Source organism: Marmoricola sp. Leaf446, from assembly GCF_001424755.1.
GTDB lineage: Bacteria > Actinomycetota > Actinomycetes > Propionibacteriales > Nocardioidaceae > Marmoricola.
Genome location: NZ_LMRF01000006.1, coordinates 207,330 through 231,407, shown reverse-complemented (window position 1 = coordinate 231,407; position 24,078 = coordinate 207,330). Strand labels below are relative to the sequence as shown.

At 74.6% G+C, this 24,078-nt stretch carries 25 protein-coding genes; 18 read left to right on the top strand and 7 right to left on the bottom strand.

Annotated elements, in window-relative coordinates:
• Positions 1-4 precede the first annotated feature (4 nt).
• Genes ASG49_RS18730 through ASG49_RS15735 form a run of 3 tightly spaced genes read right to left on the bottom strand, consistent with a single transcriptional unit; the run spans position 5 to position 2,101 of the window.
• Entirely contained in the window at positions 5-160 is a 156-nt protein-coding gene (locus ASG49_RS18730) for a hypothetical protein (RefSeq protein ID WP_156384382.1), read from the bottom strand.
• Positions 161-203: 43 nt separating this feature from the next.
• Positions 204-809 (bottom strand): mismatch-specific DNA-glycosylase, encoded by a 606-nt coding sequence (locus ASG49_RS15740; RefSeq protein ID WP_056543664.1) that lies wholly within the window; start codon positions 807-809, stop codon positions 204-206.
• Positions 809-2,101 (bottom strand): class I adenylate-forming enzyme family protein, encoded by a 1,293-nt coding sequence (locus ASG49_RS15735; protein WP_056543661.1) that lies wholly within the window; start codon positions 2,099-2,101, stop codon positions 809-811. Before ASG49_RS15735 ends, ASG49_RS15740 begins: the two co-directional genes overlap by 1 nt.
• A gap of 71 nt (positions 2,102-2,172) precedes the next feature.
• Here ASG49_RS15735 and ASG49_RS15730 point away from each other — a divergent pair, with 71 nt between their 5' ends.
• Positions 2,173-2,433: a DUF3072 domain-containing protein gene (locus ASG49_RS15730; protein WP_056543658.1), complete on the top strand. Its 261-nt coding sequence runs from the start codon at positions 2,173-2,175 to the stop codon at positions 2,431-2,433.
• Between the two features lie 87 nt (positions 2,434-2,520).
• Positions 2,521-3,132, top strand: coding sequence for a dephospho-CoA kinase (gene coaE, locus ASG49_RS15725; RefSeq protein WP_200936354.1), 612 nt, complete (start codon positions 2,521-2,523; stop codon positions 3,130-3,132).
• Here coaE and ASG49_RS15720 read toward each other — a convergent pair.
• On the bottom strand, positions 3,129-4,082 hold the full coding sequence (locus tag ASG49_RS15720; protein WP_056543655.1) for an RNA polymerase sigma factor RpoD/SigA: 954 nt from the start codon (positions 4,080-4,082) through the stop codon (positions 3,129-3,131). The genes coaE and ASG49_RS15720 overlap by 4 nt on opposite strands.
• Before the next feature lie 232 nt (positions 4,083-4,314).
• Between ASG49_RS15720 and ASG49_RS15715 the strand changes: the two genes are divergently transcribed.
• From ASG49_RS15715 to ASG49_RS15705, 3 genes are read left to right on the top strand one after another with little or no spacing between them, the layout of a single operon-like run.
• Complete coding sequence (locus tag ASG49_RS15715) at positions 4,315-5,025, top strand: 5-oxoprolinase subunit PxpA (RefSeq protein WP_056544918.1); 711 nt, start codon at positions 4,315-4,317, stop codon at positions 5,023-5,025.
• Positions 5,022-5,642: a 5-oxoprolinase subunit PxpB gene (gene pxpB / locus ASG49_RS15710; RefSeq protein WP_082534253.1), complete on the top strand. Its 621-nt coding sequence runs from the start codon at positions 5,022-5,024 to the stop codon at positions 5,640-5,642. Before ASG49_RS15715 ends, pxpB begins: the two co-directional genes overlap by 4 nt.
• Entirely contained in the window at positions 5,635-6,507 is an 873-nt protein-coding gene (locus tag ASG49_RS15705) for a biotin-dependent carboxyltransferase family protein (protein WP_056543653.1), read from the top strand. Before pxpB ends, ASG49_RS15705 begins: the two co-directional genes overlap by 8 nt.
• Here ASG49_RS15705 and ASG49_RS15700 read toward each other — a convergent pair.
• Entirely contained in the window at positions 6,494-7,861 is a 1,368-nt protein-coding gene (locus ASG49_RS15700; RefSeq protein ID WP_056543650.1) for a DNA polymerase IV, read from the bottom strand. The genes ASG49_RS15705 and ASG49_RS15700 overlap by 14 nt on opposite strands.
• A 116-nt stretch (positions 7,862-7,977) precedes the next feature.
• On the opposite strand from ASG49_RS15700, the gene ASG49_RS15695 reads away from it, so the two are divergent.
• Both ASG49_RS15695 and ASG49_RS15690 read left to right on the top strand, forming a co-directional pair.
• Positions 7,978-8,988 carry a DUF4192 domain-containing protein gene (locus tag ASG49_RS15695; RefSeq protein WP_056543647.1) on the top strand — a complete coding sequence of 337 codons (1,011 nt, stop codon included), beginning with the start codon at positions 7,978-7,980 and terminating at the stop codon, positions 8,986-8,988.
• Between the two features lie 41 nt (positions 8,989-9,029).
• The gene (locus tag ASG49_RS15690; protein WP_056543644.1) at positions 9,030-10,508 is read left to right on the top strand and encodes a hypothetical protein; all 1,479 of its coding nucleotides are present in this window, start codon (positions 9,030-9,032) and stop codon (positions 10,506-10,508) included.
• On the opposite strand, the gene ASG49_RS15685 is transcribed toward ASG49_RS15690, so the two are convergent.
• Positions 10,505-10,987 carry a hypothetical protein gene (locus tag ASG49_RS15685; RefSeq protein WP_056543641.1) on the bottom strand — a complete coding sequence of 161 codons (483 nt, stop codon included), beginning with the start codon at positions 10,985-10,987 and terminating at the stop codon, positions 10,505-10,507. The genes ASG49_RS15690 and ASG49_RS15685 overlap by 4 nt on opposite strands.
• A gap of 77 nt (positions 10,988-11,064) precedes the next feature.
• On the opposite strand from ASG49_RS15685, the gene ASG49_RS15680 reads away from it, so the two are divergent.
• Both ASG49_RS15680 and ASG49_RS15675 read left to right on the top strand, forming a co-directional pair.
• The gene (locus ASG49_RS15680; RefSeq protein ID WP_056543639.1) at positions 11,065-11,625 is read left to right on the top strand and encodes an HhH-GPD-type base excision DNA repair protein; all 561 of its coding nucleotides are present in this window, start codon (positions 11,065-11,067) and stop codon (positions 11,623-11,625) included.
• Positions 11,626-11,815: 190 nt separating this feature from the next.
• Positions 11,816-13,012 carry an RNA polymerase sigma factor gene (locus ASG49_RS15675; RefSeq protein WP_235562125.1) on the top strand — a complete coding sequence of 399 codons (1,197 nt, stop codon included), beginning with the start codon at positions 11,816-11,818 and terminating at the stop codon, positions 13,010-13,012.
• 104 nt (positions 13,013-13,116) lie between these two features.
• Here the strand turns inward: ASG49_RS15675 and ASG49_RS18725 are convergent, their stop codons facing one another.
• Entirely contained in the window at positions 13,117-13,731 is a 615-nt protein-coding gene (locus ASG49_RS18725) for a hypothetical protein (RefSeq protein WP_056543636.1), read from the bottom strand.
• Positions 13,732-13,955: 224 nt separating this feature from the next.
• Here ASG49_RS18725 and ASG49_RS15665 point away from each other — a divergent pair, with 224 nt between their 5' ends.
• The 9 genes from ASG49_RS15665 (at position 13,956) to egtD (ending at position 24,074) form a co-directional block, all read left to right on the top strand.
• Entirely contained in the window at positions 13,956-15,320 is a 1,365-nt protein-coding gene (locus ASG49_RS15665; RefSeq protein ID WP_056543635.1) for a glutamine synthetase family protein, read from the top strand.
• Between the two features lie 57 nt (positions 15,321-15,377).
• Positions 15,378-16,739 carry an aldehyde dehydrogenase gene (locus tag ASG49_RS15660; RefSeq protein ID WP_082534194.1) on the top strand — a complete coding sequence of 454 codons (1,362 nt, stop codon included), beginning with the start codon at positions 15,378-15,380 and terminating at the stop codon, positions 16,737-16,739.
• Positions 16,740-16,802: 63 nt separating this feature from the next.
• Positions 16,803-17,582 (top strand): 3-oxoacyl-ACP reductase, encoded by a 780-nt coding sequence (locus ASG49_RS15655; protein ID WP_056543632.1) that lies wholly within the window; start codon positions 16,803-16,805, stop codon positions 17,580-17,582.
• The gene (locus ASG49_RS15650; RefSeq protein ID WP_056543629.1) at positions 17,582-18,301 is read left to right on the top strand and encodes a gamma-glutamyl-gamma-aminobutyrate hydrolase family protein; all 720 of its coding nucleotides are present in this window, start codon (positions 17,582-17,584) and stop codon (positions 18,299-18,301) included. Before ASG49_RS15655 ends, ASG49_RS15650 begins: the two co-directional genes overlap by 1 nt.
• A 102-nt stretch (positions 18,302-18,403) precedes the next feature.
• Positions 18,404-19,543: an aminotransferase class V-fold PLP-dependent enzyme gene (locus ASG49_RS15645; RefSeq protein ID WP_056543627.1), complete on the top strand. Its 1,140-nt coding sequence runs from the start codon at positions 18,404-18,406 to the stop codon at positions 19,541-19,543.
• Between the two features lie 163 nt (positions 19,544-19,706).
• Positions 19,707-21,059: an ergothioneine biosynthesis glutamate--cysteine ligase EgtA gene (egtA, locus tag ASG49_RS15640; RefSeq protein ID WP_082534193.1), complete on the top strand. Its 1,353-nt coding sequence runs from the start codon at positions 19,707-19,709 to the stop codon at positions 21,057-21,059.
• Positions 21,052-22,410, top strand: a complete 1,359-nt coding sequence (gene egtB, locus ASG49_RS15635; RefSeq protein WP_235562124.1) for an ergothioneine biosynthesis protein EgtB — start codon at positions 21,052-21,054, stop codon at positions 22,408-22,410. The genes egtA and egtB overlap by 8 nt, the downstream gene beginning before the upstream one ends.
• Positions 22,411-23,103 carry an ergothioneine biosynthesis protein EgtC gene (gene egtC, locus ASG49_RS15630; protein WP_056543624.1) on the top strand — a complete coding sequence of 231 codons (693 nt, stop codon included), beginning with the start codon at positions 22,411-22,413 and terminating at the stop codon, positions 23,101-23,103.
• On the top strand, positions 23,103-24,074 hold the full coding sequence (gene egtD / locus ASG49_RS15625; protein WP_056543621.1) for an L-histidine N(alpha)-methyltransferase: 972 nt from the start codon (positions 23,103-23,105) through the stop codon (positions 24,072-24,074). The genes egtC and egtD overlap by 1 nt, the downstream gene beginning before the upstream one ends.
• Positions 24,075-24,078: the final 4 nt, after the last annotated feature.

The window sequence follows — 24,078 nt, the reverse complement described above, 5'->3', positions numbered from 1 at the left end:
CGGGTCAGAGGCGGCGCGCGCCCGAGAACGGGTCACGCGGGTGGCTGCGCGGCGGCTCGTGGCGGCGGCCGGGGCGGTCGGTCACCACGTCGTGCACGGCGACGCCGATGACGGCGAGGGCGGTGAGGAACAGGATCCAGATCAGCAGTGTCTCGGCCATGGCAGTAACTCTGCTACCGCTCGATCTGTGCCACGAGTGGCAGTCAGGTCACTGACCGGTTATTTCCTGCCAGTGGCGGCAGCAGACCGGCGGCGCGTGCCGGGGCGGCGTACGCCTGGGCCAGGGTGGCCGTGGTCTCGTGCGCGTTGAGCCCACTGGGGTTGGGCACCACCCACAGCTCGGCCCCCTCGAGCGGCTCGGGCTGAGGGCCGACCTGGGCGGTGCGGACGCCGAAGGCCTGGCGGTACGCCGTGACGCCGGCCACCGCGACGACGGCGGGTCGCCGCGAGCGCACCAGCTCGCGCAGCCGCGCCCCTCCCGCCCGCAGCTCCTCGGTCGTCAGCTCCGACGCCTTGGCCGTGGCGCGGGGCGCGAGGTTGGTGATGCCGAGCCCGCGGGAGGTGAAGCGGACGCGGTCGGCGTCGGTCATGCCCGCCGAGGGGTCCACGGGCTGCTCGAGCACCCCGGCCCGCAGCAGCGCGGGGTAGAACCGGTTGCCCGGGTGGGCGAAGTGGGTCTGGGTGGCAGCGGTCCACAGGCCGGGGTTGATGCCGACGAAGAGCAGTCGCAGCGGCACGTCGGGGCGGGGGAGCAGGTCGGGCACCACCGCGTCCTGGAACGACGCGAGCTCGGCGCGGGTGAAGCCCATCAGGCGTCCCCGCCGGACTCGGTCAGCCCGGGCAGGTCGAGCCGACGGACCTTGCCGGTGGGGGTGCGGGGGAGCTCGCCGAGGTGGTGGTAGTCCTTGGGTCGCTTGGCGGGGGCGAGCCGCGTGCGGGCGTGCTGCCGCAGGGTCGCCTCGTCCACGTCGCCGACCACCGCCGCGCAGACCCGCTGGCCCCAGGTGTCGTCGGGCACCCCGAAGACCGCGACGTCGACCACGCCCTCGACCTCGGCCAGGGCGCGCTCGACCTCGGCGGGATAGACGTTGACGCCGCCGCTGATGACCAGGTCCTCGCGCCGTCCGTCGAGCCGCACGTGGCCGTCCTCGTCGACGTGTCCGAGGTCCCCGACGGTGAAGGCCGGGCCGTCGGGCGTCTCGCGCCACGCGGCCGCGGTCTTCTCGGGCGCGTTGAGGTACGCGAACCGTGCGTGGGGCGGGACCACGCACCACAGCCGGCCGTCGTCGTCGACCGTCATCGTCCGTCCGGGACGAGCCGGTCCGAGCGTGCCGGGGTGCTCCAGCCACTCCTCGCTGCGGCAGGCGGTGAACTGGCCCTCGGTGGACCCGTAGAACTCCCACGTGCTCCTCGGCGGGAACAGCTCGACCAGCCGCCGCTTGACGTGGTCGGGGCAGGGTGCGCCGGCGTGGGCCACCAGCCGGAAGCTGCCGAGGTCCGGAACCCCGACCGCGTCCCAGTGGGCGAACAGCCGCTGCAGGTGCGCCGGCACGCAGAACATGGTCGTCGGCCGCTCCTGCTCGATCGCCCGCGTCACCCGTCCGGCGTCGAACGGCCCGGGCACCACGACGCGGCCCCCGGCCAGTCGGGTGCCCAGCGCGAAGCGCAGCGGGGCGGAGTGGTGCAGCGGGCTGAGCACCAGGTTGACGTCGTCGACCGCGAAGCCCCACAGGTCGCGCTCCTCGGCGGCCAGCGCCGCGCCGTCGGTCGCGTCGAGCAGCCCCGACCAGACGCCCTTGGGTCGTCCGGTGGTGCCGCTCGTGAGGTGCACCGGCCGCCCGCGGGGCGGCCCGAGCGCCGGGTCGTCGGGGTGGGCCGCCAGCAGCGCCTCGAGGTGCTCCTGGTCCTCGACGACCAGCACCGGATCGACGTCCTCCAGGAGGGGCGCGCGCTCGGCGGGGGTGAGTCCGACGTCCATCGGCACGCAGAACACGCCGCGGCGCAGCAGCGACAGCACGAGGTCGACGTACGCCGGGGAGCCGGTCAGCAGCAGCGCGACCCGGTCGCGGGGCCGCAGGGTCGGGAGCTCTCTCGCAGGCACGCCCCGATCGTCTCAACCCCGTTCAGCAGCGCCGGGGAGTGGTGTCGGACCGGGTGGGTACTCTCGAACACATGAGCGAACAGCACCCCGAGACCGACACCCACGACCGCCGCGAGGGCGAGACCCTCGGCAGCCCCACGCCGGAGTCCGGCGCCGAGCGCGACCCCCAGGAGTGGGTCACCGGCGACGAGCCGATGACCGGCCCGCAGCGCAGCTACCTCGACAACCTGGCCCGCCAGGCGGGCGAGGAGATCCCGGCCGACCTCAACAAGGCCGAGGCCTCCGAGCACATCGAGCGGCTGCGCGAGAAGACCGGCAGCGGCGACAGCTGACCCGTGCCACGCCCCGGCGCCACCGGCGCCGGGGCGACGCGCGCGTCCGGGCGTGGTCCGCGCCTCGGTCTGGGCCATGATCGGCCCATGACGACGCGCGTGGGACTCACCGGGGGGGTGGCGTCGGGCAAGAGCACCGTCGCCGCGATGCTGAGCGAGCTGGGTGCGGTCGTGATCGACGCCGACGTCCTCGCCCGCGAGGTCGTCGAGCCCGGCACCCCCGGGCTGGACGCCGTCGTGGCGGAGTTCGGCCAGGACGTGCTGACCGAGGACGGACGGCTGGACCGTCCGGCCGTCGGCCGCCTGGTCTTCGCCGATGCCGACGCGCGACGGCGGCTGGAGCGGATCGTCCATCCGCTGGTCTACGAACGCATCGTCGAGCTCGAGGCGCAGGCGCCCGCCGGGGCGGTGGTGGTGCACGACATCCCGCTGCTGACCGAGAACGACCGCGGCGGCGACTTCGACCACGTGGTGGTGGTCGACGTCCCCGAGGAGCTGCAGCTCGAGCGGATGGTGCAGGACCGCGGCTGGACGCACGACGACGCTCGCAGCCGGGTCGCCGCCCAGGCGACCCGGGAGCAGCGGCGCGCCATCGCCACGCACGTCATCGAGAACTCCGGGACGCGCGAAGACCTCCACGACCGGGTCGTGGAGGTCTTCGAGGCGGTGCGTCCGGACCAGGGCCCGGGGACGAGCTAGGCGGCCAGGTCGGGGTCGGCGATCTTGCGGAGCTTGGTGATCGCCTCGCGCTCGAGCTGACGCACGCGCTCGGCCGAGATGCCGTGACGGGCTCCGATGTCGGCCAGCTTGTGCTGCCGGCCGTCGACCAGGCCGTAGCGCGAACGCACGATGTCTGCCGACCGGTCGTCGAGCAGCCCGACGAGGTTGCTGAGCCGGTCGCGCGACTCGGTGTCGAGGACGGTCAGGTCAGGACCCGGGGCGCTCTCCTGGGCGATCAGGTCGCCCAGCGAGGTGTCGCCGTCCTCGTCGACCGGGGTGTCGAGGCTGACGTGGTCACGACCCCACGACATCAGGTCGAGGACCCGGTCGAGGTCCATGTCGAGTTCGGCAGCGATCTCCTCGGGCTCGGGGTCGCGGCCGAGCTGACGCTCGAGCGTGCGGCGGGCCGAGCCGACCTGGTTGAGCTCCTCGACCACGTGGACGGGGAGCCGCACGACGCGGGCCTGCTGGGCGATGCCGCGGGTGATGGCCTGCCGCACCCACCAGGTGGCGTAGGTGGAGAACTTGTAGCCCTTGGCGTAGTCGAACTTCTCGACCGCACGGATCAGGCCGGTGTTGCCCTCCTGGATCAGGTCGAGCATCGGCATCTGGCTGCGGCCGTACTTGCGGGCGATCGAGACCACCAGGCGGAGGTTGGCGTTGATGAAGCGCTGCATGGCGCGCTCGCCCTCCTCCATGATCCAGCGGAGCTCGGCCTCGTTGGCCGTCTTGGGGGCACCGCCCTTGCGTCGGCCGATGCGGCCCTCCTCGAGGAGCTTGGCCGCGAACAGCCCGGCCTCGATGGTCTTGGACAGCTCGACCTCGGTCGCGGCGTCGAGCAGGGGGGTCCGTGCGATCTCGTCCAGGTAGAGCCCGACGCTGTCGCGGCCCTCGATCTCACGGTCGTTGCGGATGCTGGTGGTCGTCATCTGGGACTCGCTTCCCTTCCTACAGGCGGGACGGCGTTGCCGGCCCTGTGCTGTCCAACGTCGGGGGAGGGGGTGCGATTCCCACCGGAGTCGGGTTGGGGCCTCGTCCTGACCCCTCGGTGCTACAGACGCTCGGGTACCCCGGGGAGTTGCGGTCCAGTCGACTTCTCAGTCACTTCTCAGTGACGTGTTCCCGCCGTGGCGCGGAGGGCAGACTGGCCCCGTGCGCTGGCTGCGGGACGTCGACCTGAACGCCGACCTCGGCGAGGGGGTCACCGACGACGAGGGACTGCTCGCCGTGGTCACCAGCGCCAACGTGGCGTGCGGCTTCCACGCCGGCGACGTGCCCACGATGCGCGCGGTCTGCGAGGGCGCGGCGCAGCGTGGCGTGGTGGTGGGGGCCCAGGTCTCCTACGACGACCGCGAGCACTTCGGCCGCCTCCGCCTCGACGTCGCCTCCGAGGTGCTGCGCGGGTGGGTCGAGGAGCAGGTCGGCGTGCTGTCGGGGCTGGCCCGCGCGGCCGGGACCGAGGTGGCGTACGTCAAGCCGCACGGGGCGCTCTACAACCGGGTCGTCGACGACGAGGAGCAGGCCGCGGCCGTGCTGGCCGGCAGCGGTGAGCTGCCCGTGCTGGGCCTGCCCGGCTCGGCGGTGCTGCGTCAGGCCCGGGCCGTCGGCCGGGTCGCGGTGCCCGAGGGGTTCCCCGACCGCGGCTACACGCCGGAGGGCCGGCTGGTGCCCCGCGACCAGCCGGGTGCCCTGGTCGAGGGTGCCGACGCGGTGGCCGCCCACGCGGTGGCCCTGTCCGGAGCCGGGGGCGAGCGCGCGGTCGCCTCGCTGTGCGTCCACGGCGACTCTCCCGGCGCCGTGGCGGCCGCCCGTGCGGTGCGGGAGGCGCTGGCCGCGGCAGGCGTCCGCGTCCGCCCGTGGACGGCGCCGTGACCGGGCTCCCGACACCGCTGCGGGTCGGCCGCGACGCCCTGCTGCTCGAGTGCGCCGGGCCGGAGCAGGTCCGCGCCACCGCCGCCGCCGCGCGGGCACGTCGCGAGGCCGGGCTGCTGGTGTGCGACGAGGTCGTGCCGGGTGCTGCGACGGTGCTGCTCGACGGGGTTGTCGACCGTGAGGCGGTCCTCGCGGACCTGGCCGCATGGGCCGACGTCGAGCTCGGCGCGGAGCAGGAGCGGGCGGTCGAGCTGGCGGTGACCTACGACGGTGCCGACCTCGACGAGGTGGCGCGGCTGACCGGGCTGTCGACCTCGGAGGTGGTCGAGCTGCACCAGGGGGCCGAGCTGCGGGTCGCCTTCTGCGGGTTCGCGCCGGGGTTCGCCTACCTCGCGGGCCTGCCGGAGGTGCTGCACGTGCCCCGGCGTGACGAGCCCCGGACCCGGGTCCCGGCCGGAGCGGTGGGCCTGGCGGGCGAGTTCTGCGGCGTCTACCCGCGGGAGTCGCCGGGCGGCTGGCAGCTGCTCGGCACCACGCGGGCGACGCTGTGGGACCCGACGTCGGCCGAGCCCGCGCTGCTGCGCCCCGGCACGGCGGTCAGGTTCACCCGTGCCTAGGCCGGGCGCCGACCCCTCGCTCACGGTCGAGCGGCTGGCCGGCCTGGTGCTGGTCACCGACCTGGGTCGCGTCGGCCACGCCCACCTCGGGGTGCCGCGGTCGGGTGCGCTCGACCTGCCCGCGCACCGCCTGGCCAACCGCCTGGTCGGCAACGACGAGGCCGCCGCGACGCTGGAGTGCCTGGGCGGCGGCCTGCGGGTGCGCGTCGGCGCGGCCACCACGGTCGCGGTCACCGGGGCGCAGGTCCCGCTCGTGGTCGACGGGCGACCGCGCGACTGGGGCGACGCCGTCGCGGTCCCGCGCGGCGCGGTCGTCGAGCTGGGGCGGGTCGTGGTGGGCCTGCGGGCCTACCTCGCGGTCGCCGGTGGGGTGGCGGTCGAGCCGGTGCTGGGCTCGCGCTCCTCCGACCTGCTCTCGGGGCTGGGGCCGCCCCGGGTCGAGGAGGGCGACGAGCTGCCCGTGGGGGAGCGTCCCGGCGCGCCGCGGCCCGTGGGCGTGGCCGTCCCGCCGCGGGTGGGCGACCCGCTCGAGCTGGCGGTGGGACCGCGCGAGGACTGGCTCGACGCTGCCGCCCTGGAGACGCTCGGCCGGGCGGCGTACGTCGTGAGCAGCGCCTCCAACCGCGTCGGGCTGCGCCTCGAGGGGCCGGCCCTGACGTGGGCCCGGCGGCAGGAGCTGCCCAGCGAGGGCATGGTGCTCGGCGCCGTGCAGGTGCCGCCCGGGGGGCAGCCGGTGGTGTTCCTCGCCGACCACCCCACGACGGGCGGCTACCCCGTGGTCGGGGTGCTCGACGCGGCCTCGGTGGCCCGGTGCGCCCAGCTCGCGCCCGGCGACGAGGTCCGGTTCCGGCTCACCCGTCCGTGACGTCGGGCGCGACGTCCGCCGGGTCGTGCGCGGGGTCGTCGGGCGGCGGTCGCACGTGGGCCCGGAGCGCCGGGTCGTCGGCCTTGAGGCTCAGCACCCGGCCCGGACCGGTGGCCGCGGTCTCGAAGCGGACCGTGACCACCCCGCGCCCGGCGCCCCACACCCAGCCGCGGCCGTGGTCGTCGTGCTCGACGTCCATGCCGGGCCACCAGCCGCGGCCGCGCGAGGCGGCGTCCAGCGCCGCCTGGGTGTCGGGATCGACCTCGACCGGGGTCTGCTCCTCGTCGGCGAACAGGTCCTCCTGGATCCAGTCGGCGAGCCCGGAGACCCCCACCCCGAGCAGGCGTACGCCGGCCGAGGTGTCCAGCTCGCGCAGCAGCTGGCGGGCCACCCGGGCGATGACCCGGCCGTCGTCGCTGGGACCCGCGAGCGTGGCGGACCGGCTGACGGTGGAGAAGTCGTGCAGCCGCACCTTGATCGAGACCGTCCGCCCCGACAGCCGCGCCTTGCGCAGCCGCTCGGTGACCTTGGCCGACTGCCGGTCGAGCAGCGCCGAGATCAGCCGCGGGTCGACGTGGTCGGTGTCGTAGGTGTCCTCGACGCTGATCGACTTGGCTTCCCGGGTGTGCTCGACCGGACGCGGGTCCTCGGCCCGCGCCATGGCGTGGAGCGCGGCGCCGTGGGCCCGGCCGAGCAGGCTCACCAGCTCCTCGGCGGAGAGCTGCTCGAGGTCCTCGACGGTGTGGACCCCGGCCCGGCGCAGCCGCTCGGCGGTGGCCGGCCCCACGCCGGGGATGACCACCACCTGCATCGGCCGCAGCACGTCGCGCTCCAGGCCCGGGGGCACGACCACCAGCCCGTCGGGCTTGTCGAGGTCGGAGGCGATCTTGGCGACGAGCTTGGAGGTGCCGATGCCGACCGAGGCGGTCAGCCCGCCGGTGACCTCCGCGACCCGGGCCCGCAGCGTCCGCGCCAGGGCGCTGACCGAGGCCACGGACCGGTCGGGCAGGTCGGCGGCCTCGAGGTCGACGTAGGCCTCGTCGAGGGACAGCGGCTCCACCACCGGGCTGACCTCGCGGAGCGCGCGCATCACCGCGGTGCTCGCCTCGCGGTAGGCGTCGAACCGGCCCCCGAGGAAGGCCGCGTTGGGGCACCGCCGGCGCGCCTCGGCGGTCGACATGGCCGAACCGACGCCGAAGGCACGTGCCTCGTAGGACGCGGTGGCGACGACACCGCGGCCGCCGGTGCCCCCCACGACGACCGGCTTGCCCCGTAGCGAGGGCTTGTCGCGCTGCTCCACCGCGGCGTAGAACGCGTCGAGATCCAGGTGCAGGATCGTCGGCTCGGCACGCACAGTCAGCGATCGTCGCACGCGCCACCCCGCCTCCACAGGCCGTCCGGCCGAGCCCGTCGTCCACAGGCCGCGGCACGGGGCCCCACGAGGCCCCCGCCGGGGCGAGGGTCGCGGCCATGACGACCTCTCACGAGCCCGCCGCCCGCCCCGACCCCGCGCCGTACGTCGCCCGCTCGACCACCGACCTGGTCGTGATGGCGCCGCTGGTGATGGGCTTCCACCCCCGCGACTCCGTCGTGCTGCTGACGTTCGGGGACGGCGGCCCGGGGTTCCACGCCCGCGTCGACCTGCCGACCGACCTGGGCTCGCAGCAGGAGGTGGCGGCGACGCTGCTGCCGCCGTGCGTCGAGCACGGCACCCGTCGCGCCGCCGTGCTGCTGCACACCGACGACGCCGAGGCGGCCCGGTCGCAGGCGGTGCTGCTGGTCGAGGCGCTCCTCGCCGTGGGTGTCGACGTGCTCGACGTGGTGAGGGTGGAGGAGGGGCGGTGGTTCCCGGTGCCCGAGGACGGCGACCCGGGCACGGCGTACGACCTGAGCACGCACCCGTTCACCGCCCGCCACGTCTTCGAGGGCCGCACGGTGCGACGCGACCGCGACGAGGTGGCGGCGTCCCTGGTGGGCTCCGACGACGCCGACCTGACGGCGGTGACCCTGGCCGCCACCCGGGCCGCCGACGACCTGCTGCTCAGCACCCGGCCGGTGCGCGCGGTGCTGCGGCCCGAGGGGCGCTGGCTGCAACGACGGCTGCGCCGCTCGGTGCTCGACCGCGAGCCGATGTCGGCCGCCGACGCCGGGCGGGTGCTCGCCCTGGTCGGCGTCGCCGAGGTGCGCGACGTGGCCCTCGCCGAGGTGGAGCGCAGCAACGCGCAGCACCACGTCGAGGTGTGGCGGGCGCTGGTGCGGCGCTGCCCCGAGAGCCTGCTGCCCGGGGCGTGCGGGGTGCTGGCGCTCGCCGCCTGGCAGGCGGGCGACGGGGCGCTCGCGTGGTGCGCGGTGGACCGCGCGGTGGAGGTCGATCCCGACGACCCGGTCGCCGAGTCCGTCGCCCAGCTGCTGCTCGGAGCCGTGTCACCGGTGACCTGGCGCCCGCCCCGCGGCGAGGAGCTGCCGCTGTTCCGCGGCTGAGCGGGGCGGCGGGCCGGGCCGGTTGCGTCTAGGGTCGCGGCATGGGAGAAGAGGTCGACCTTCAGGAGTTCACCCGGGGCGACCGGACGCGCCACCGCGAGAAGGTGCGGCGCTGCCTCGACGTGCTGGCACGGATGCTGCGCGAGTCGCGCTTCGACGCCGAGGACCCGATGACCGGGATGGAGATCGAGTTCAACCTCGTCGACGACGCGGGGCGCCCCTCGCTGAAGTCGGCCGAGGCGCTGGAGGCCATCGCGGACCCCGCCTTCCAGACCGAGCTGGCGCAGTTCAACCTCGAGATCAACATCCCGCCGCGACCGCTGCACGCCCGCGGCGCGACGCAGTACGAGCAGGACCTCCGCTCCAGCCTCAACCACGCCGAGGAGCGCGCCAACGAGGTCGACGCCCACATGGTGATGATCGGCATCCTGCCGACCCTGGAGCCGGGGCACCTGAGCCCGTCGAAGATCAGCCCCAACCCGCGCTACAAGCTGCTCAGCGACCAGATCCTGGCGGCGCGCGGCGAGGACCTCGTCATCGACGTGCAGGGCCGCGAGCGGCTGCAGACGACCTCGGACTCGATCATGCCGGAGGCGGCGTGCACCAGCACGCAGCTGCACGCCCAGGTCAGCCCCGACGACTTCGCGGCCTACTGGAACGCCTCGCAGGTGATCAGCGGCATCCAGCTCGCCGTCGGCGCCAACTCGCCGTTCCTGCTCGGCCGCCAGCTGTGGCACGAGACCCGGATCCCGCTGTTCGAGCAGGCCACCGACACCCGCAGCGAGGAGCTCAAGGAGCAGGGCGTGCGCCCCCGGGTGTGGTTCGGGGAGCGGTGGATCACCTCGATCTTCGACCTGTTCGAGGAGAACGTCCGCTACTTCCCGGCGCTGCTGCCGATCACCGAGGACGAGGACCCCGTCGAGGTCCTCGAGCGGGGCGGCACGCCATCGCTGGCCGAGCTCAAGCTGCACAACGGCACGATCTACCGCTGGAACCGCCCGGTGTACGACGTCGTCGACGACGTCCCGCACCTGCGGGTCGAGAACCGCGTGCTCGCCGCCGGCCCGACGGTCGTGGACACCATGGCCAACGCGGCGCTCTACTTCGGGCTGGTGCGGGCCCTGGCCGAGGACGACCGGCCGGTGTGGTCGCGGATGTCCTTCTCGGCCGCCGAGGAGAACTTCCACGTCGCCGCCCAGCACGGCATCGACGCCCGCGTCTACTGGCCGGGGGTCGGCGAGGTGCCGGCCACCGAGCTGCTGCTGCGCCGGCTGCTGCCCGTCGCTCGCGACGGGCTCACCCGGTGGGGCGTCGACGGCGACGAGGCCGACCGGCTGCTGGGGATCATCGAGCAGCGGTGCGTGCTCCAGCGCAACGGCGCCTCCTGGACGATCGACCGCGTGGCCGCCCACGAGGCGTCCGGCACCGACCGCCACGAGGCGCTGCGACTGACGCTGCTGGAGTACCGCGAGCGGATGCACGCCAACGAGCCGGTGCACACCTGGCCGGTGCCCTCCTAGGTCCGTCCGGCCCCGCCGCCGGACCGGGAGGACCGCACCCGGGACCACTCGTGACCGGCCTCGTGGAGCAGGTCGACCCAGCCGTGGCGGCCGATGACCAGGAAGCATGGCAGCACCAGCCCGTGCCGGGCGAAGCCGCTGTGCGCCGCGCGCACCCAGGCGAGGTCGGTGTCGCCGGCCCGGAGCTCGCCCGAACGCACCACCCAGGCGATCACCGGGAGGCCGGTCGCGTCCGGTGGCGGGGCGAGGTGGTCGAGCCCGTCGAGCGCCCGCTCCACCAGGTCGGCCAGCAGGCCGGCGTCGGACGCGTCGGCCTCCGCGGGCAGCTCCACCGCCTGCCCGCCAGGTCGACCGACCCGGCAGCGCGCGGGCAGCAGCCGGCGGCGCCCGGCCGCGGTCACGCTCCGACGGGCCTCGGCGCGCAGCAGCGCCCGCGGGAGCGCGAGGGCCGGGGAGTCGGCGGGGGAGGGGTCGCTCACCGGCCCACCCTGCCCCGGTCGCGCGGTCGGTGTCGGCGCCCGTCCACAGGCTGCGGGCCGGTGGCAGGATGACGGGCATGGCCATCCACATCACCGGCGACGACCACGCCGACCAGGTGCTCGAGGACAGTCCCTTCGCGCTGCTCACCGGCATGCTGCTCGACCAGCAGTTCCCGATGGAGCGGGCCTTCGCCGGTCCGGCCACGGTGCTGGAGCGCTTCGGGTCGCTGGAGCCGGCCGAGGTGGCCGCTGCCGACCCCGAGCAGTTCGCCGGCATGGTCGCCGAGCCGCCCGCGGTGCACCGCTTCCCCGGGTCGATGGCCGGCAAGATCCAGGACGTCGCCCGCATCGTCGTCTCGGAGTACGACGGCGACACCGCCCGGCTGTGGAACGAGGCCGCCGACGCCCGCGAGCTGCTCCGTCGCGTGAAGGCGCTGCCGGGCTTCGGCGAGCAGAAGGCGCGCATCTTCGTGGCGCTGCTGGCCAAGCAGTGCGGCGTGCGGCCGGAGGGGTGGGAGGACGTCGCGGGGGACTACGCGTTGGAGGGGCACCGCTCGGTGGCCGACGTCGTCGACGCCGACTCGCTGGCCCGGGTGCGGGCGTTCAAGAAGCAGAAGAAGGCCGCCGCCCAGGCGTAGGACCCCGCTCGGCCGGGCAGTCTCCCCGGACGCCCACGCACCGGATAGCACGTCGCGTCGCGCCCCACCTCCCGTTTTCAGGATCCCTTGGGGGGCGTGACATGATGAAGCCGAGTCATTGACACCAGCGGGTCGAGTCGCGCCTCCGCGATTTCCTGAACATTCCCTGAACGCTTTGGAGAGTTGGTTCGTGTCCCCTACCTCAGCAAGTTCGACCGCCAAGAAGACGGCGGCGAAGAAGGCCCCCGCCAAGCGGGCTGCCGCCAAGGCTCCGGCCAAGACAGCTGAGCAGATCCAGGCCGTGGCCGCCGCCGTGGGACCCGACGGCAAGCGTCTCCTCGCCGACGTCCCGGACGAGCAGTTCGAGAAGGACGTGAAGAACGACCCCTCCATCAAGGAGGACGAGAAGGACGCCACCTTCATCGTCTCCTCGGCCGACGAGACCGACGAGCCCGAGCAGCAGGTCATGGTCGCCGGCGCCACCGCCGACCCGGTCAAGGACTACCTCAAGCAGATCGGCAAGGTCCCGCTCCTCAACGCCGAGATGGAGGTCGAGCTGGCCAAGCGCATCGAGGCCGGCCTGTTCTCGGAGGAGAAGCTCGCCAAGGGCGGCAAGATCACGCCCAAGGTCCACGAAGAGCTGGAGTGGATCTGCCAGGACGGCCGTCGCGCCAAGAACCACCTGCTCGAGGCCAACCTGCGCCTCGTGGTCTCGCTGGCCAAGCGCTACACAGGACGCGGCATGCTCTTCCTCGACCTCATCCAGGAGGGCAACCTCGGCCTGATCCGCGCGGTCGAGAAGTTCGACTACACCAAGGGCTACAAGTTCTCGACGTACGCCACCTGGTGGATCCGGCAAGCCATCACCCGCGCCATGGCCGACCAGGCCCGCACCATCCGGATCCCGGTGCACATGGTCGAGGTCATCAACAAGCTGGCCCGCGTCCAGCGGCAGATGCTGCAGGACCTGGGTCGCGAGCCCACGCCCGAGGAGCTCGCCAAGGAGCTCGACATGACCCCCGAGAAGGTCATCGAGGTGCAGAAGTACGGCCGCGAGCCGATCTCGCTGCACACGCCCCTGGGCGAGGACGGCGACTCGGAGTTCGGTGACCTCATCGAGGACTCCGAGGCCATCGTCCCGGCCGACGCGGTGTCCTTCACGCTGCTCCAGGAGCAGCTGCACGCCGTGCTCGACACCCTCTCCGAGCGTGAGGCCGGCGTGGTCTCGATGCGCTTCGGCCTCACCGACGGCCAGCCGAAGACCCTCGACGAGATCGGCAAGGTCTACGGCGTGACGCGTGAGCGCATCCGTCAGATCGAGTCCAAGACGATGTCCAAGCTGCGCCACCCGAGCCGCTCGCAGGTGCTGCGCGACTACCTCGACTGAGTCCTCCCGCACCGACGCACGCAGCCCCCGGCCATCTCGTGGCCGGGGGCTGCGTCGTGTCCGGGCTGTGTCGTCCCCGGGAGCTGGTTCGTGTGCTGCGGTGCTCAGGGGGCGATCGGCTGGGTGCTGGTGGGGGGTGCGCCCGCGCCCGGAGGCACCGGGACCGGGACGACGGGGGCGGGGGTCGCGGCCGGGGCGGTGGCCGGGGCGCAGTCCTCGAGCGCGTCCTGCGCGGTGTGCAGCGCCTTCTTCGCGGTGTCCCAGACGGCCTTGAGCCGGGCCCGCTCGACCTTGACGGCGGCCTGGAGCTGGCGGTCGCTGGCGCGCTTGGCGGTGGCGGCCTCGCGGGCCTCGGCCTTCGCCTTCGCTGCGGCGGCGCGGGCGGCGTCGCGCGCCGCCCGGCCCTCGGCGCCCTTGGTGCGGGCCGCCTCGCGAGCCGCGTCGCGGGCGGCCTTGGCGGCGTCGCGGGACTCGCGCGCCTGCGTGGCGCGGTGGCGGTCTGCCTGCTGGTGGGCGGTGCCGCGGGTGTGCTCGGTGAAGGCCTTCTGGGCGGCGCGGGCGGTGACGCCCGCGGCGTCGACGCCCGCGGTCAGGGCCGCGACGTCGCAGGTCGGCGCGGGGGCGGGGGCGTCGTCGGCCAGGGCCGGGGCGGCAGCGCCACCCAGGACGAGCGCGGTCAGGGCGCCGGCTGCCGCCAGGCGGGTGAGGGTGTGGCTCATGGTGGTCCTCCGGGGGAGACGGGCGCGCCCGGTGCGCGCCCACCGATGACTATGACAAATCGGACATCATGTCGTCCTGGGAACGCCGAGATCCGTGAGGACGGCGGGCCGGGGTCGACATCACCCCGTCGTGGCAGCAGAGTTCGACCACCACCGTGCGTGCTCGGGCGCCCACGACGGCTCGGTCCCGCCGGGACCGACCACCCTGACGACACGGAGACCCCATGACCCGCAACGACCGGCACCTGTCCACCGAGGACCTCGTCACCCGGATCGACGCGGGCACCATCGACACGGTCGTGGTGGCCTTCACCGACATGCAGGGCCGGTTGCAGGGCAAGCGGCTGCACGCGGCGTACTTCCGCGACCAGGTGCTCGGGCACGGCACCGAGGGCTGCAACTACCTGCTCGGCGTCGACATCGACATGAACACCGTCGAGGGCTACGCCATCACCTCGTGGGAGCGGGGGTACGGCGACATGGAGTTCGTCATCGACTACGACACCATCCGGCTGCTGCCGCACCTGCCCGCGACCGCGCTGATCCAGTGCGACCTGGCCTGGCCCGACGGCTCTCCGGTGGTGCAGAGCCCGCGCTCGATCCTGAAGAAGCAGATCGACAAGGCGGCCGGGAGCGGCTGGGGCGCGGTGGCGGGCACCGAGCTGGAGTTCATCGCGTTCGACGACACCTACGAGCAGGCGAGCCGGCTCAACTACACCGGGCTGACACCGGTCAACCAGTACAACGTCGACTACTCGATCCTCGGCACCACGCGGGTCGAGCCGCTGCTGCGCGACATCCGCAACACGATGTACGCCGCGGGGCTGGACGTGGAGAGCGCCAAGGGCGAGTGCAACCTGGGCCAGCACGAGATCGGGTTCCTGTTCGCCGAGGTGATGGAGACCGCCGACAACCACGCGGTCTACAAGACCGTGGCCAAGGAGGTCGCCGCGCTGCACGGCCAGTCGCTGACCTTCATGGCGAAGTACGACGAGCGCGAGGGCAACTCCTGCCACATCCACCTCTCGCTGCGCGGCCTCGACGGCGAGATCGTCTTCTGGGACGACGAGGCCGGGGCCCGTACGCCGCTCTACGACTCCTTCGTGGCGGGCATCCTCGACGGGCTGGCCGACTTCACGCTGCTCTACGCCCCCAACGTGAACTCCTACAAGCGCTTCGCCGACGGCTCCTTCGCCCCGACCGCGATCGCGTGGGGCGAGGACAACCGCACCTGCGCGGTGCGGCTGGTGGGCCACGGAGCCGGCGCCCGGATGGAGAACCGCGTGCCCGGCGGCGACGTCAACCCCTACCTCGCGATCGCCGCGATGCTGGCCTGCGGCCTGGACGGCATCGAGCGCGGGCTGGAGCTGGAGGACCCGACCGAGGGCAACGCCTACACCTCGGGCAAGCCGACCGTGCCGCGCACGCTGCGAGCCGCGCGTGAGGCGTTCGCCACCTCCGAGCTGACCCGGCGCACGCTCGGCGAGGACGTGGTGGAGCATTACACCAACATGGCCGACGTCGAGCTGGCCGCGTTCGAGTCGGCCGTCACCGACTGGGAGCGCCGCCGCAGCTTCGAGCGCATGTAGCGAGGCGCTCGGGACCGCCTCACCGCCCGCACCACCACGCACCGCAGGAGCGCCCGCATGTCCACCTACACCGTGGTCGACCCCACCACCGCCGAGGCGGTGACCGAGGTCGAGATGGCCGACCTGGCCGCCACCGACGCCGCGATCGAGCGGGCGCACGAGGCGTTCGCCTCCTGGCGCGCGGTCTCCCCGGGCGAGCGCGCCCGGTTGCTGCGGGCCTTCGCCGCCGTGGTCGACGCCCACGTCGAGGAGCTGGCCGCGCTCGAGGTGCGCAACGCCGGGCACACCCTGGGCAACGCCCGCTGGGAGGCCGGCAACGTCCGCGACTGCCTCAACTACTACAGCGCCGCCCCGGAGCGGCTGCACGGCCGCCAGATCCCTGTCGAGGGCGGCATCGACGTCACCTTCCACGAGCCGCTCGGCGTGGTCGGCATCATCGTGCCCTGGAACTTCCCGATGCCGATCCTGGCCTGGGGGACGGCCCCGGCGCTGGCCGCGGGCAACACCGTGGTGCTCAAGCCCGCCGAGCTGACCCCGCTGACCGCTATCCGGATCGGCGAGCTGGCCCGCGAGGCCGGCCTGCCCGAGGGCGTGCTCACGGTCCTGCCCGGCGAGGGGCCGGTCGTGGGGGAGCGGTTCGTGACCCACCCGCTGGTGCGCAAGGTCTGCTTCACCGGCTCCACGCGGGTCGGCAAGCAGGTCATGGCCGGCGCCGCCGACCAGGTCAAGCGGGTGACCCTGGAGCTGGGCGGCAAGAGCGCCAACATCGTCTTCGACGACGCCGACCTCGCCGCGGCGGCCGCCAGCGCGCCGTACGCCGTGTTCGACAACGCCGGCCAGGACTGCTGCGCCCGCTCGCGGATCCTGGTGCAGCGCTCGGCGTACGACGAGTTCCTGGGACGTCTGGAGACCGCGGTCCGCGGCATGCGGGTCACCCACCCCGGCGAGGACCCCGACAGCGAGATGGGGCCGCTGATCTCGGCCACCCAGCAGCAGCGGGTGCAGGGCTACGTCGACGGCGCCCGCGAGGTGGCCTTCACCGGCGACGTGCCCGACCTGCCGGGCTTCTGGGTGCCGCCGACGGTCGTGCTCAGCCACGACGTCGCCGAGCCGGTGTGGCGTGAGGAGGTGTTCGGACCCGTCGTGGCGGTGATGCCCTTCGACGACGAGGCCGAGGCGGTGGCGCTGGCCAACGACAGCGAGTACGGCCTCTCCGGGTCGATCTTCACCCGCGACGTCGGCCGCGCGCTGCGCGTGGCCCGCGGCGTGGAGTCCGGCAACCTCAGCGTCAACAGCCACTCGGCGGTGCGCTACTGGACGCCCTTCGGCGGCTTCAAGCAGTCCGGCCTCGGCCGCGAGCTCGGTCCGGACGCCCCCGAGGCGTTCACCGAGACCAAGAACGTCTTCATCAGCTACTGACCGACCCCTCCGTGCGAGGGGACCACGAGACTCGACCGGGGACGGTCGGGGGAGGAGCACCACATGGCGGGACGTCTCGACGGCAAGGTCGCCGTCGTCACGGGCGGCTGCAGCGGCATCGGCCTGGCGACCGTGAAGCGGTTCGTCGAGGAGGGTGCCAAGGTCGTCATCGGCGACCTCGACGACCAGCGCGGCCACGAGGTCGTGGGCCAGCTCGGCGGCACCGACCTGCTGAGCTTCGTCCACGTCGACGTCACCGACGCCGAGCAGGTCGACGCGCTGTTCCAGACGGCCAAGGACACCTACGGCTCGGTCGACGTCGCCTTCAACAACGCCGGCATCTCCCCGCCGGAGGACGACTCCATCCTCACCACCGACCTCGAGGCCTGGCGCAAGGTGCAGGAGGTCAACCTGACCAGCGTCTACCTGTGCTGCAAGGCCGCGCTGCCCCACATGATCGAGCAGGGCAAGGGCTCGATCATCAACACCGCCTCCTTCGTCGCGGTCATGGGCGCGGCCACCAGCCAGATCTCCTACTCCGCCTCCAAGGGCGGCGTGCTGTCGATGAGCCGCGAGCTCGGCGTGCAGTTCGCGCGCCAGGGCGTGCGCGTCAACGCGCTGTGCCCCGGACCGGTCAACACCCCGCTGCTGCAAGAGCTGTTCGCCAGCGACGCCGAGCGCGCCGCGCGCCGGCTGGTGCACGTGCCGATGGGCCGGTTCGGCGAGCCCGAGGAGATGGCCAACGCCGTGCTCTTCCTCGCCTCCGACGAGTCCAGCTTCATGACCGCCTCGACGTTCCTCGTGGACGGCGGCATCAGCGGGGCCTACGTCACGCCGGTCTGATGACGACCGCGCCGCTCGTCGGGCTCACCACCTACCGCGAACCCGCGCGGTGGGGGGTCTGGGACCAGTCCGCCGACCTGCTCCCGTCCTCCTACGCCCGCGCCGTCGAGGTGGCCGGGGGCGTGCCGGTGCTGCTCCCGCCCACGCTGCCGTACGCCGCGGCGGCCGAGGCCGTCGTGGCCCGGCTCGACGCCCTCGTGGTCTCCGGTGGCGCCGACGTCGAGCCGAGCCTGTACGACGAGGCGCCGCACCCGGCGACCGGTCCGCCCCGGCGCGACCGCGACGCCTGGGAGCTGGCCCTGCTGACGGCAGCCGAGGAGCGCGGCCTGCCCGTCCTGGGGGTCTGCCGGGGCATGCAGGTGATGTCGGTGGCGGCCGGCGGGTCTCTGGTGCAGCACCTGCCCGAGGTCACCGGCACGCCGGCGCACGACCCGGGCGGCGACGGCTTCGGCGCGGTCGAGGTGCGGCTGCAGCCCGGGAGCCGGCTCGCGGACCTGCTGGGCGCCGAGCGGACCGGCGTACGGTGCCACCACCACCAGGCCGTGGCCACCCACCCGGGCCTCACCCCGGTCGCCTGGGCCGACGACGGCACCGTCGAGGCCGTCGAGCGGCCCGGCGACGACTTCTGGGTCGGCGTGCAGTGGCACCCCGAGGTCCACGGCGACGCGCAGCTCTTTCGGGCGCTGGTCGAGGCCGCCACGCTCGCGACCAGGGGCTGACGCGCCGCGGGAGTCCGCGACCTCGGGACGTGAGCGTCCCTGGGACGCGGGTGCGACGACGCTGGTGTCCCGAGGTGGGTCCGTGCGTGGCAGGTTGGGCCCGTGACGACCTCGATCCCCGACCCCTGGGCGGCCTGGCGGGAGCGGCGCCCACCGGCCCGGCTGGTGCACCTCGACAGCGCGTCGGCCGGGCGGTCGTCGTACGCCGTGCTGGAGGCGGTCGGCGACCACCTGCTGCGCGAGGCCGAGGTGGGCGGCTACGTCGCCGCCGAGCAGGCGGCGCCCGCCCTGGCGCGGGCGCGCACCGACCTGGGCCGGCTGCTGGGCCTCGGGGCCGACGACCTGGCCTTCGTCGAGAGCGCGACGGCCGCCCTCGACGTGGTGCTCGACGTCTGGCCGCTGCCTGCCGGGGCCCGCGTCGGGGTGCCGCCGTCGGCGTGGGGCCCCAACGTCGAGCTCGTACGCCGCCGCGGCCACCGCCCCGTCGCGCTGCCCGTCGACGGGGCCGGCGTGCTGACGCCCGACCTGCTCGACGCCGCGCTCGGGACGGACCCGCCCGACCTGGTGCTGCTCGACCTGGTCGCCGCCCACCGCGGTCTGGTGCAGCCGGCACGGGAGCTGGCCGCGGTGGCACGTCGTCACGGCGTCCCGCTGTGGGTCGACGTGGCGCAGGGCCTGGGGCACGTCGGCGCGGACACCGGTGCGGACGCGGTGGTGGCCACCAGCCGCAAGTGGCTGACCGGACCCCGCGGCGTCGGGCTGGTCGGCGTCGCCGCCGCGCACCACGAGCGGCTCCGGGTGCCCGCGCGGGCCAAGCACCCGGGCACCGGGCCGGTCGCCCTGCTCGAGTCCGACGAGGCGCACGTCGCCGGCCGGATCGGCCTCGGCGTCGCGGCGGCCGAGCTGCTGGCCGTCGGGCCCACGGCGGTCGCGGCGCGGCTCGCCGAGGTGGGCCGCGAGCTCCGCGACCGGCTGGCCGAGGTGCCGGGCTGGCGGGTGGTGGCGCCCGACGCCCCCGCGGGCGCGATCACGGCCGTGGCGCCCACGGCCGGCCAGGACCCCGCCCGGGCCCGGGCCGACCTGCTCGACGCCGGTGTCCTGACCACCCTGTGCCTGCCGTGGCGCGCCCCCGGTGAGATGTCGGTCGACGACCCGGGCAGCCTGCGCGTCAGCCCGCACGTGGACGTGACCAGCGAGGACCTCGACGCGCTCGTCCGGGGGCTCGCCGCGACCGGGGGGTGAACCCCCGGTGGCCACTTGGACCGACGGGTCCCGTGTGCCAGTGTTGAGCAGCGGCTGCTCGAGCACGAGTGGCAGCCGCTGACGAGGACGGCCCCCGCGGCCGGCCCCGCACCGACCCGCGGTCGCACGAGGCGACCGGTCCGGACCAGGAGGGGCAGCACCGATGACCAGCCAGGAGACCCGTCCCGAGGGCCTCACCACCCCGACCACCACCGACCGGGACGGCGAGGCCCCCTCGGTCCTGGCCCGCCGCCGGCTCCCCGACGTCTCCAGCGACCCGCTGCTGCGTGCGGCGGACCCCGTCGCCGCCGCCGAGGAGCACGTCGCCGCCACCGCCCTGCGCGAGACGCCACCGGGCCCCGAGGGCGGCGGCCGCGTCGGGCTCGAGCTCGAGATGCACCTGGTCGACCTCGAGCGCCCCGGGCGCCGGCCCATCTGGGACGAGGTGCGCCGGCTCGTCCACGACCTGCCCGCGCTGCCGATGGGCAGCTCGGTCACCGTCGAACCCGGGGGCCAGGTCGAGCTCTCGACCCCGCCCGCCGACGACGTCGTGCTCTCGATCGCCGCGCTCGGCATCGACCGCGACCACCTGCGTCGTGGTCTCGCCGCCGCCGGCTTCGGGGCCGCCCCGCTCGGCACCGACCCCGCCCGGCCCGTGCGCCGGGTCAACCCCGCCCCGCGCTACAGCGCGATGGAGCGTCACTTCGACGCCCTCGGCTGCGCCGGGGCCGGCAAGGCGATGATGAGCGCCACCGCGGCGCTCCAGGTCAACCTCGACGCCGGGCCCGAGGCCGAGTGGTCGTGCCGGATGGCCCACCTCCGGGCGCTGGTGCCGGTGCTGGTCGCGGCCTCCTCGACCTCGCCCTACCTCGCCGGCGAGGCCAGCGGCTGGCACTCGATGCGCCAGGGCGTGTGGCAGGGCATCGACCACGGTCGCAGCGACCCGTTCCCGGCCGGCCCCCCGGCGGCCGCGTGGGCGGCGTACGCCCTGGACGCGCCGGTGATGCTGATCCTGGACGACGGCGTGCTCCGCCCGGTGACCGAGCGGGTGCGCTTCCGCGACTGGCTGAGCGGGGACGCGCCGTTCTCGCGGCCGGCGGTGCAGGCCGACCTCGACTACCACCTGACCACGCTGTTCCCGCCGGTGCGTCCGCGCGGCTACCTCGAGCTGCGCTGCCTCGACGCGCTGCCCGACCGCTGGTGGCCGGCCATGACGGCGCTGACCGTGACGCTGGTCGACGACCCGGTGGCCGCCGACCTCGCGGCCGAGATCGTCGCGCCCGTCCACGACCGGTGGGAGACGGCGGCCCGCGAGGGCCTCGCCGACCCGGCGGTGCGACGCGCGGTGCTCGGGTGCGTCGAGCTGGCGGTCAGCCGCGGTCCGGTCGAGCTGCGCAGCGAGCTGCTGGCGCTGCACGAGGTGTTCGCCCGCGGCAGCAGCCCGGCCGAGGAGCTGCGGTCCCGCGTCGAGGCCGTCGGCCCGCTGGCAGTGCTGCTGGAGGAAGCCCGTGCCTGAGCCCCGGACCACCCTGACGACCCCCTCCTCGCCCACCGAGGTGCCCGGCGGCCGCGAGGCCGCCGCCCGGGCCCTCGACGAGGCGCGGCGGCGCACGCTCGCGCTCACCGACGTCGACGAGCCCGAGCTGACCGCCCAGCACAGCCCGCTGATGAGCCCGCTCGTGTGGGACCTCGCCCACATCGGCCAGCAGGAGGACCTCTGGCTGCTGCGCGGCGGCGACAGCGCGGCGCAGGGAGTCCTCTCCTGCCGCGTCGAGCAGCTGTACGACGCCTTCGAGCACCCCCGCGCCTCGCGGGTCTCGCTGCCGCTGCTCGGGCCCGACGAGGCGCGGCGCTACCTGGCCGACGTCCGCAGCCGCGTGGTCGGCGGGCTCGACGCGATCGCCGACGACAGCGCCGACGCGCTGTTCCCCACGCACATGGTGCTGCAGCACGAGCAGCAGCACGTCGAGACCATGCTCGCGACCCACCAGCTGCGCGACGGCGCACCGCTGCTCGGCACCGGCACGCCGCTGCCGCCCGGTCGCGACGTGGCGCACGACGCCGTGCTCGTGCCCGCGGGGCCCTTCGAGCTCGGTGTCGACGGCCACGCCGAGCCGTGGTCGCTCGACAACGAGCGCCCGGCCCACGTGGTCGATCTCCCGGCCTTCCGGATCGGTCGGGTGCCGGTGACCAACGCGGAGTGGCAGGGCTTCGTCGACGCGGGCGGTTACGCCGAGCCCCGCTGGTGGTCGGTCCGCGGCTGGGCCCACCGCCAGGAGGCCGGCCTCGAGCGCCCGCTGTTCTGGGCCGGCGACGGCTCCCGTCGCCGCTTCGGCCACCACGAGGAGCTCCTCCCCGACGAGCCGGTGCAGCACGTCTGCTTCTTCGAGGCCGAGGCGTACGCCGCCTGGGCCGGCGCCCGGCTCCCCACCGAGCAGGAGTGGGAGAAGGCGTGCACCTGGGACCCCGCCCTGGGCCGTCGGCGGCGCTGGCCGTGGGGCGACTCGGTGTGGACCCGCGAGCTGGCCAACCTCGGCGGCGAGGCGCTGCGACCGGCCCCCGTGGGGGCCTACCCCGCCGGCGCCTCGGCCTACGGCGTGGAGCAGCTGATGGGCGACGTGTGGGAGTGGACGTCCTCCTCCTTCGAGCCCTGGCCCGGCTTCGAGCCGATGCTCTACGCGCAGTACAGCGCGCCGTTCTTCGGCGGCGACTACCGCGTGCTGCGCGGTGGCTCGTGGGCCGTGGGGGAGGGCGCGGTGCGGCCGTCGTTCCGCAACTGGGACCACCCGGTGCGGCGGCAGATCTTCACCGGCCTGCGCCTGGCGTGGGACGTCGAGGACGACGGCCGTGCCGAGGGGGGCGCCTGAGTGTGCCGGCACCTCGCGTGGCTCGGTGAGCCACGCACCCTCGACGCGCTCGTGCTCGCCCCCGAGCACGGCCTGCTCCGGCAGAGCCACCACCCGCGACGCCAGTCGCACGGCACCATGAACGCCGACGGCTGGGGTGTGGGCTTCCACGTTCCCGGCCGCGAGGAGCCCGCCCGCTGGCGCTCGGCCCGGCCGCTGTGGAGCGACGCGTCGTTCGCCTCGGTCGCGCCGACGATCGCCTCGGGCTCGGTGCTGGCCGCGGTCCGGTCGGCCACGCCCGGCATGCCGGCCGACGAGTCCGCGGCGGCGCCGTTCGCCGGCGGCCGCTGGCTGGTCTCGCACAACGGCCGCGTCGAGCGGTCCGTCCTCCCGTCGTACGCCGAGGCGGAGTCGGTGTGCGACGCCGCGGTCCTGGCGGCGCACGTGCTCGCGAGGGGGGTCGACCGGCTGGGGGAGACCGTCGTCGAGGTGGCCGGCCTCGACCCGACGGCGCGGCTGAGCCTGCTGCTCCTCGACGGGGAGCGGGTCCTCGCGACGACCTGGGGCGACGGGCTGTCCTACCGCCACACCGCCGAGGGCGTCGTGGTGGCCAGCGAGCCCTACGACGACGACCCCGGCTGGGTCGACGTGCCCGACCACCACCACCTCGAGGCGACCCGCGACGGGGTCGTCGTGACCGCCCTGGAGCCCTGATGCCGATCCTGCCCACCGAGGTCCACCTCGCGCCGGGGGCGCTCGCCGACCAGATGGCCGACGACGTCCGCGCCGGGCTGACCGCGATGCCGCGCACGATCCCGCCGAAGTACTTCTACGACGCTCGCGGCAGCCTGCTCTTCGACGAGATCACGCGGCTGCCGGAGTACTACCCGACCCGCACCGAGCGCGCGATCCTCGAGGAGCACGCGAAGGACGTCGCGCTCGCCACCGAGGCCCGCTCGCTGGTCGAGCTGGGCAGCGGCACCTCGGAGAAGACCCGGCTGCTGCTCGACGCGCTGCGCGACACCGGGACCCTGGAGACGTTCGTGCCGCTGGACGTCGACCCCGCGATCCTCGCCGAGGCGGCGGCCGCGGTGGCGCAGGAGTACCCCGGTGTCACCGTGGCCCCCGTCGTGGCCGACTTCGAGCGGCACCTCACGCTGCTGCCGCGGCACCCGCGTCGGCTGCTGGCCTTCCTCGGCTCCACCATCGGCAACCTCGACCCCGACCAGCGGGCCGACTTCCTGGGCCGGGTGCGGGCCACGCTCGTCGAGGGCGACGCCTTCCTGCTCGGCACCGACCTGGTCAAGGCCGAGGACCGCCTCGTGGCGGCCTACGACGACGCCGCGGGCGTGACGGCGCAGTTCGACCTCAACGTGCTGCGGGTGCTGCAGCGCGAGCTCGGCGCCGAGCTCGACCCCGACGCCTTCGAGCACCGCGCGGTGTGGGTGGCCGAGGAGGAGCGGATCGAGATGCGGCTGGAGTCGGTGCGCGACCAGACGATCCGCATCGGTGCCCTCGACCTCGACGTCGAGCTGACCGCGGGGGAGCAGGTCCGCACCGAGATCTCCACCAAGTTCCGCCGGGAGGGCGTCGAGCGTGAGCTGGCCGCCGCCGGGCTGCGGCTGACCCACTGGTGGACCGACGCAGCCGGGGACTTCGCGCTGTCGCTGTCGGTGCCCGGCTGAGACC

Bases quoted from the DNA above. Each gene is read 5' to 3' on its own strand.
- ASG49_RS18730 (WP_156384382.1), bottom strand. From the start codon at position 160: ATGGCCGAGACACTGCTGATCTGGATCCTGTTCCTCACCGCCCTCGCC.
- ASG49_RS15740 (WP_056543664.1), bottom strand. From the start codon at position 809: ATGGGCTTCACCCGCGCCGAGCTCGCGTCGTTCCAGGACGCGGTGGTG.
- ASG49_RS15730 (WP_056543658.1), top strand. From the start codon at position 2,173: ATGAGCGAACAGCACCCCGAGACCGACACCCACGACCGCCGCGAGGGC.
- coaE (WP_200936354.1), top strand. From the start codon at position 2,521: ATGACGACGCGCGTGGGACTCACCGGGGGGGTGGCGTCGGGCAAGAGC.
- ASG49_RS15720 (WP_056543655.1), bottom strand. From the start codon at position 4,082: ATGACGACCACCAGCATCCGCAACGACCGTGAGATCGAGGGCCGCGAC.
- ASG49_RS15695 (WP_056543647.1), top strand. From the start codon at position 7,978: ATGACGACCTCTCACGAGCCCGCCGCCCGCCCCGACCCCGCGCCGTAC.
- ASG49_RS15690 (WP_056543644.1), top strand. From the start codon at position 9,030: ATGGGAGAAGAGGTCGACCTTCAGGAGTTCACCCGGGGCGACCGGACG.
- ASG49_RS15680 (WP_056543639.1), top strand. From the start codon at position 11,065: ATGGCCATCCACATCACCGGCGACGACCACGCCGACCAGGTGCTCGAG.
- ASG49_RS18725 (WP_056543636.1), bottom strand. From the start codon at position 13,731: ATGAGCCACACCCTCACCCGCCTGGCGGCAGCCGGCGCCCTGACCGCG.
- ASG49_RS15665 (WP_056543635.1), top strand. From the start codon at position 13,956: ATGACCCGCAACGACCGGCACCTGTCCACCGAGGACCTCGTCACCCGG.
- ASG49_RS15660 (WP_082534194.1), top strand. From the start codon at position 15,378: ATGTCCACCTACACCGTGGTCGACCCCACCACCGCCGAGGCGGTGACC.
- ASG49_RS15655 (WP_056543632.1), top strand. From the start codon at position 16,803: ATGGCGGGACGTCTCGACGGCAAGGTCGCCGTCGTCACGGGCGGCTGC.
- ASG49_RS15650 (WP_056543629.1), top strand. From the start codon at position 17,582: ATGACGACCGCGCCGCTCGTCGGGCTCACCACCTACCGCGAACCCGCG.
- egtA (WP_082534193.1), top strand. From the start codon at position 19,707: ATGACCAGCCAGGAGACCCGTCCCGAGGGCCTCACCACCCCGACCACC.
- egtD (WP_056543621.1), top strand. From the start codon at position 23,103: ATGCCGATCCTGCCCACCGAGGTCCACCTCGCGCCGGGGGCGCTCGCC.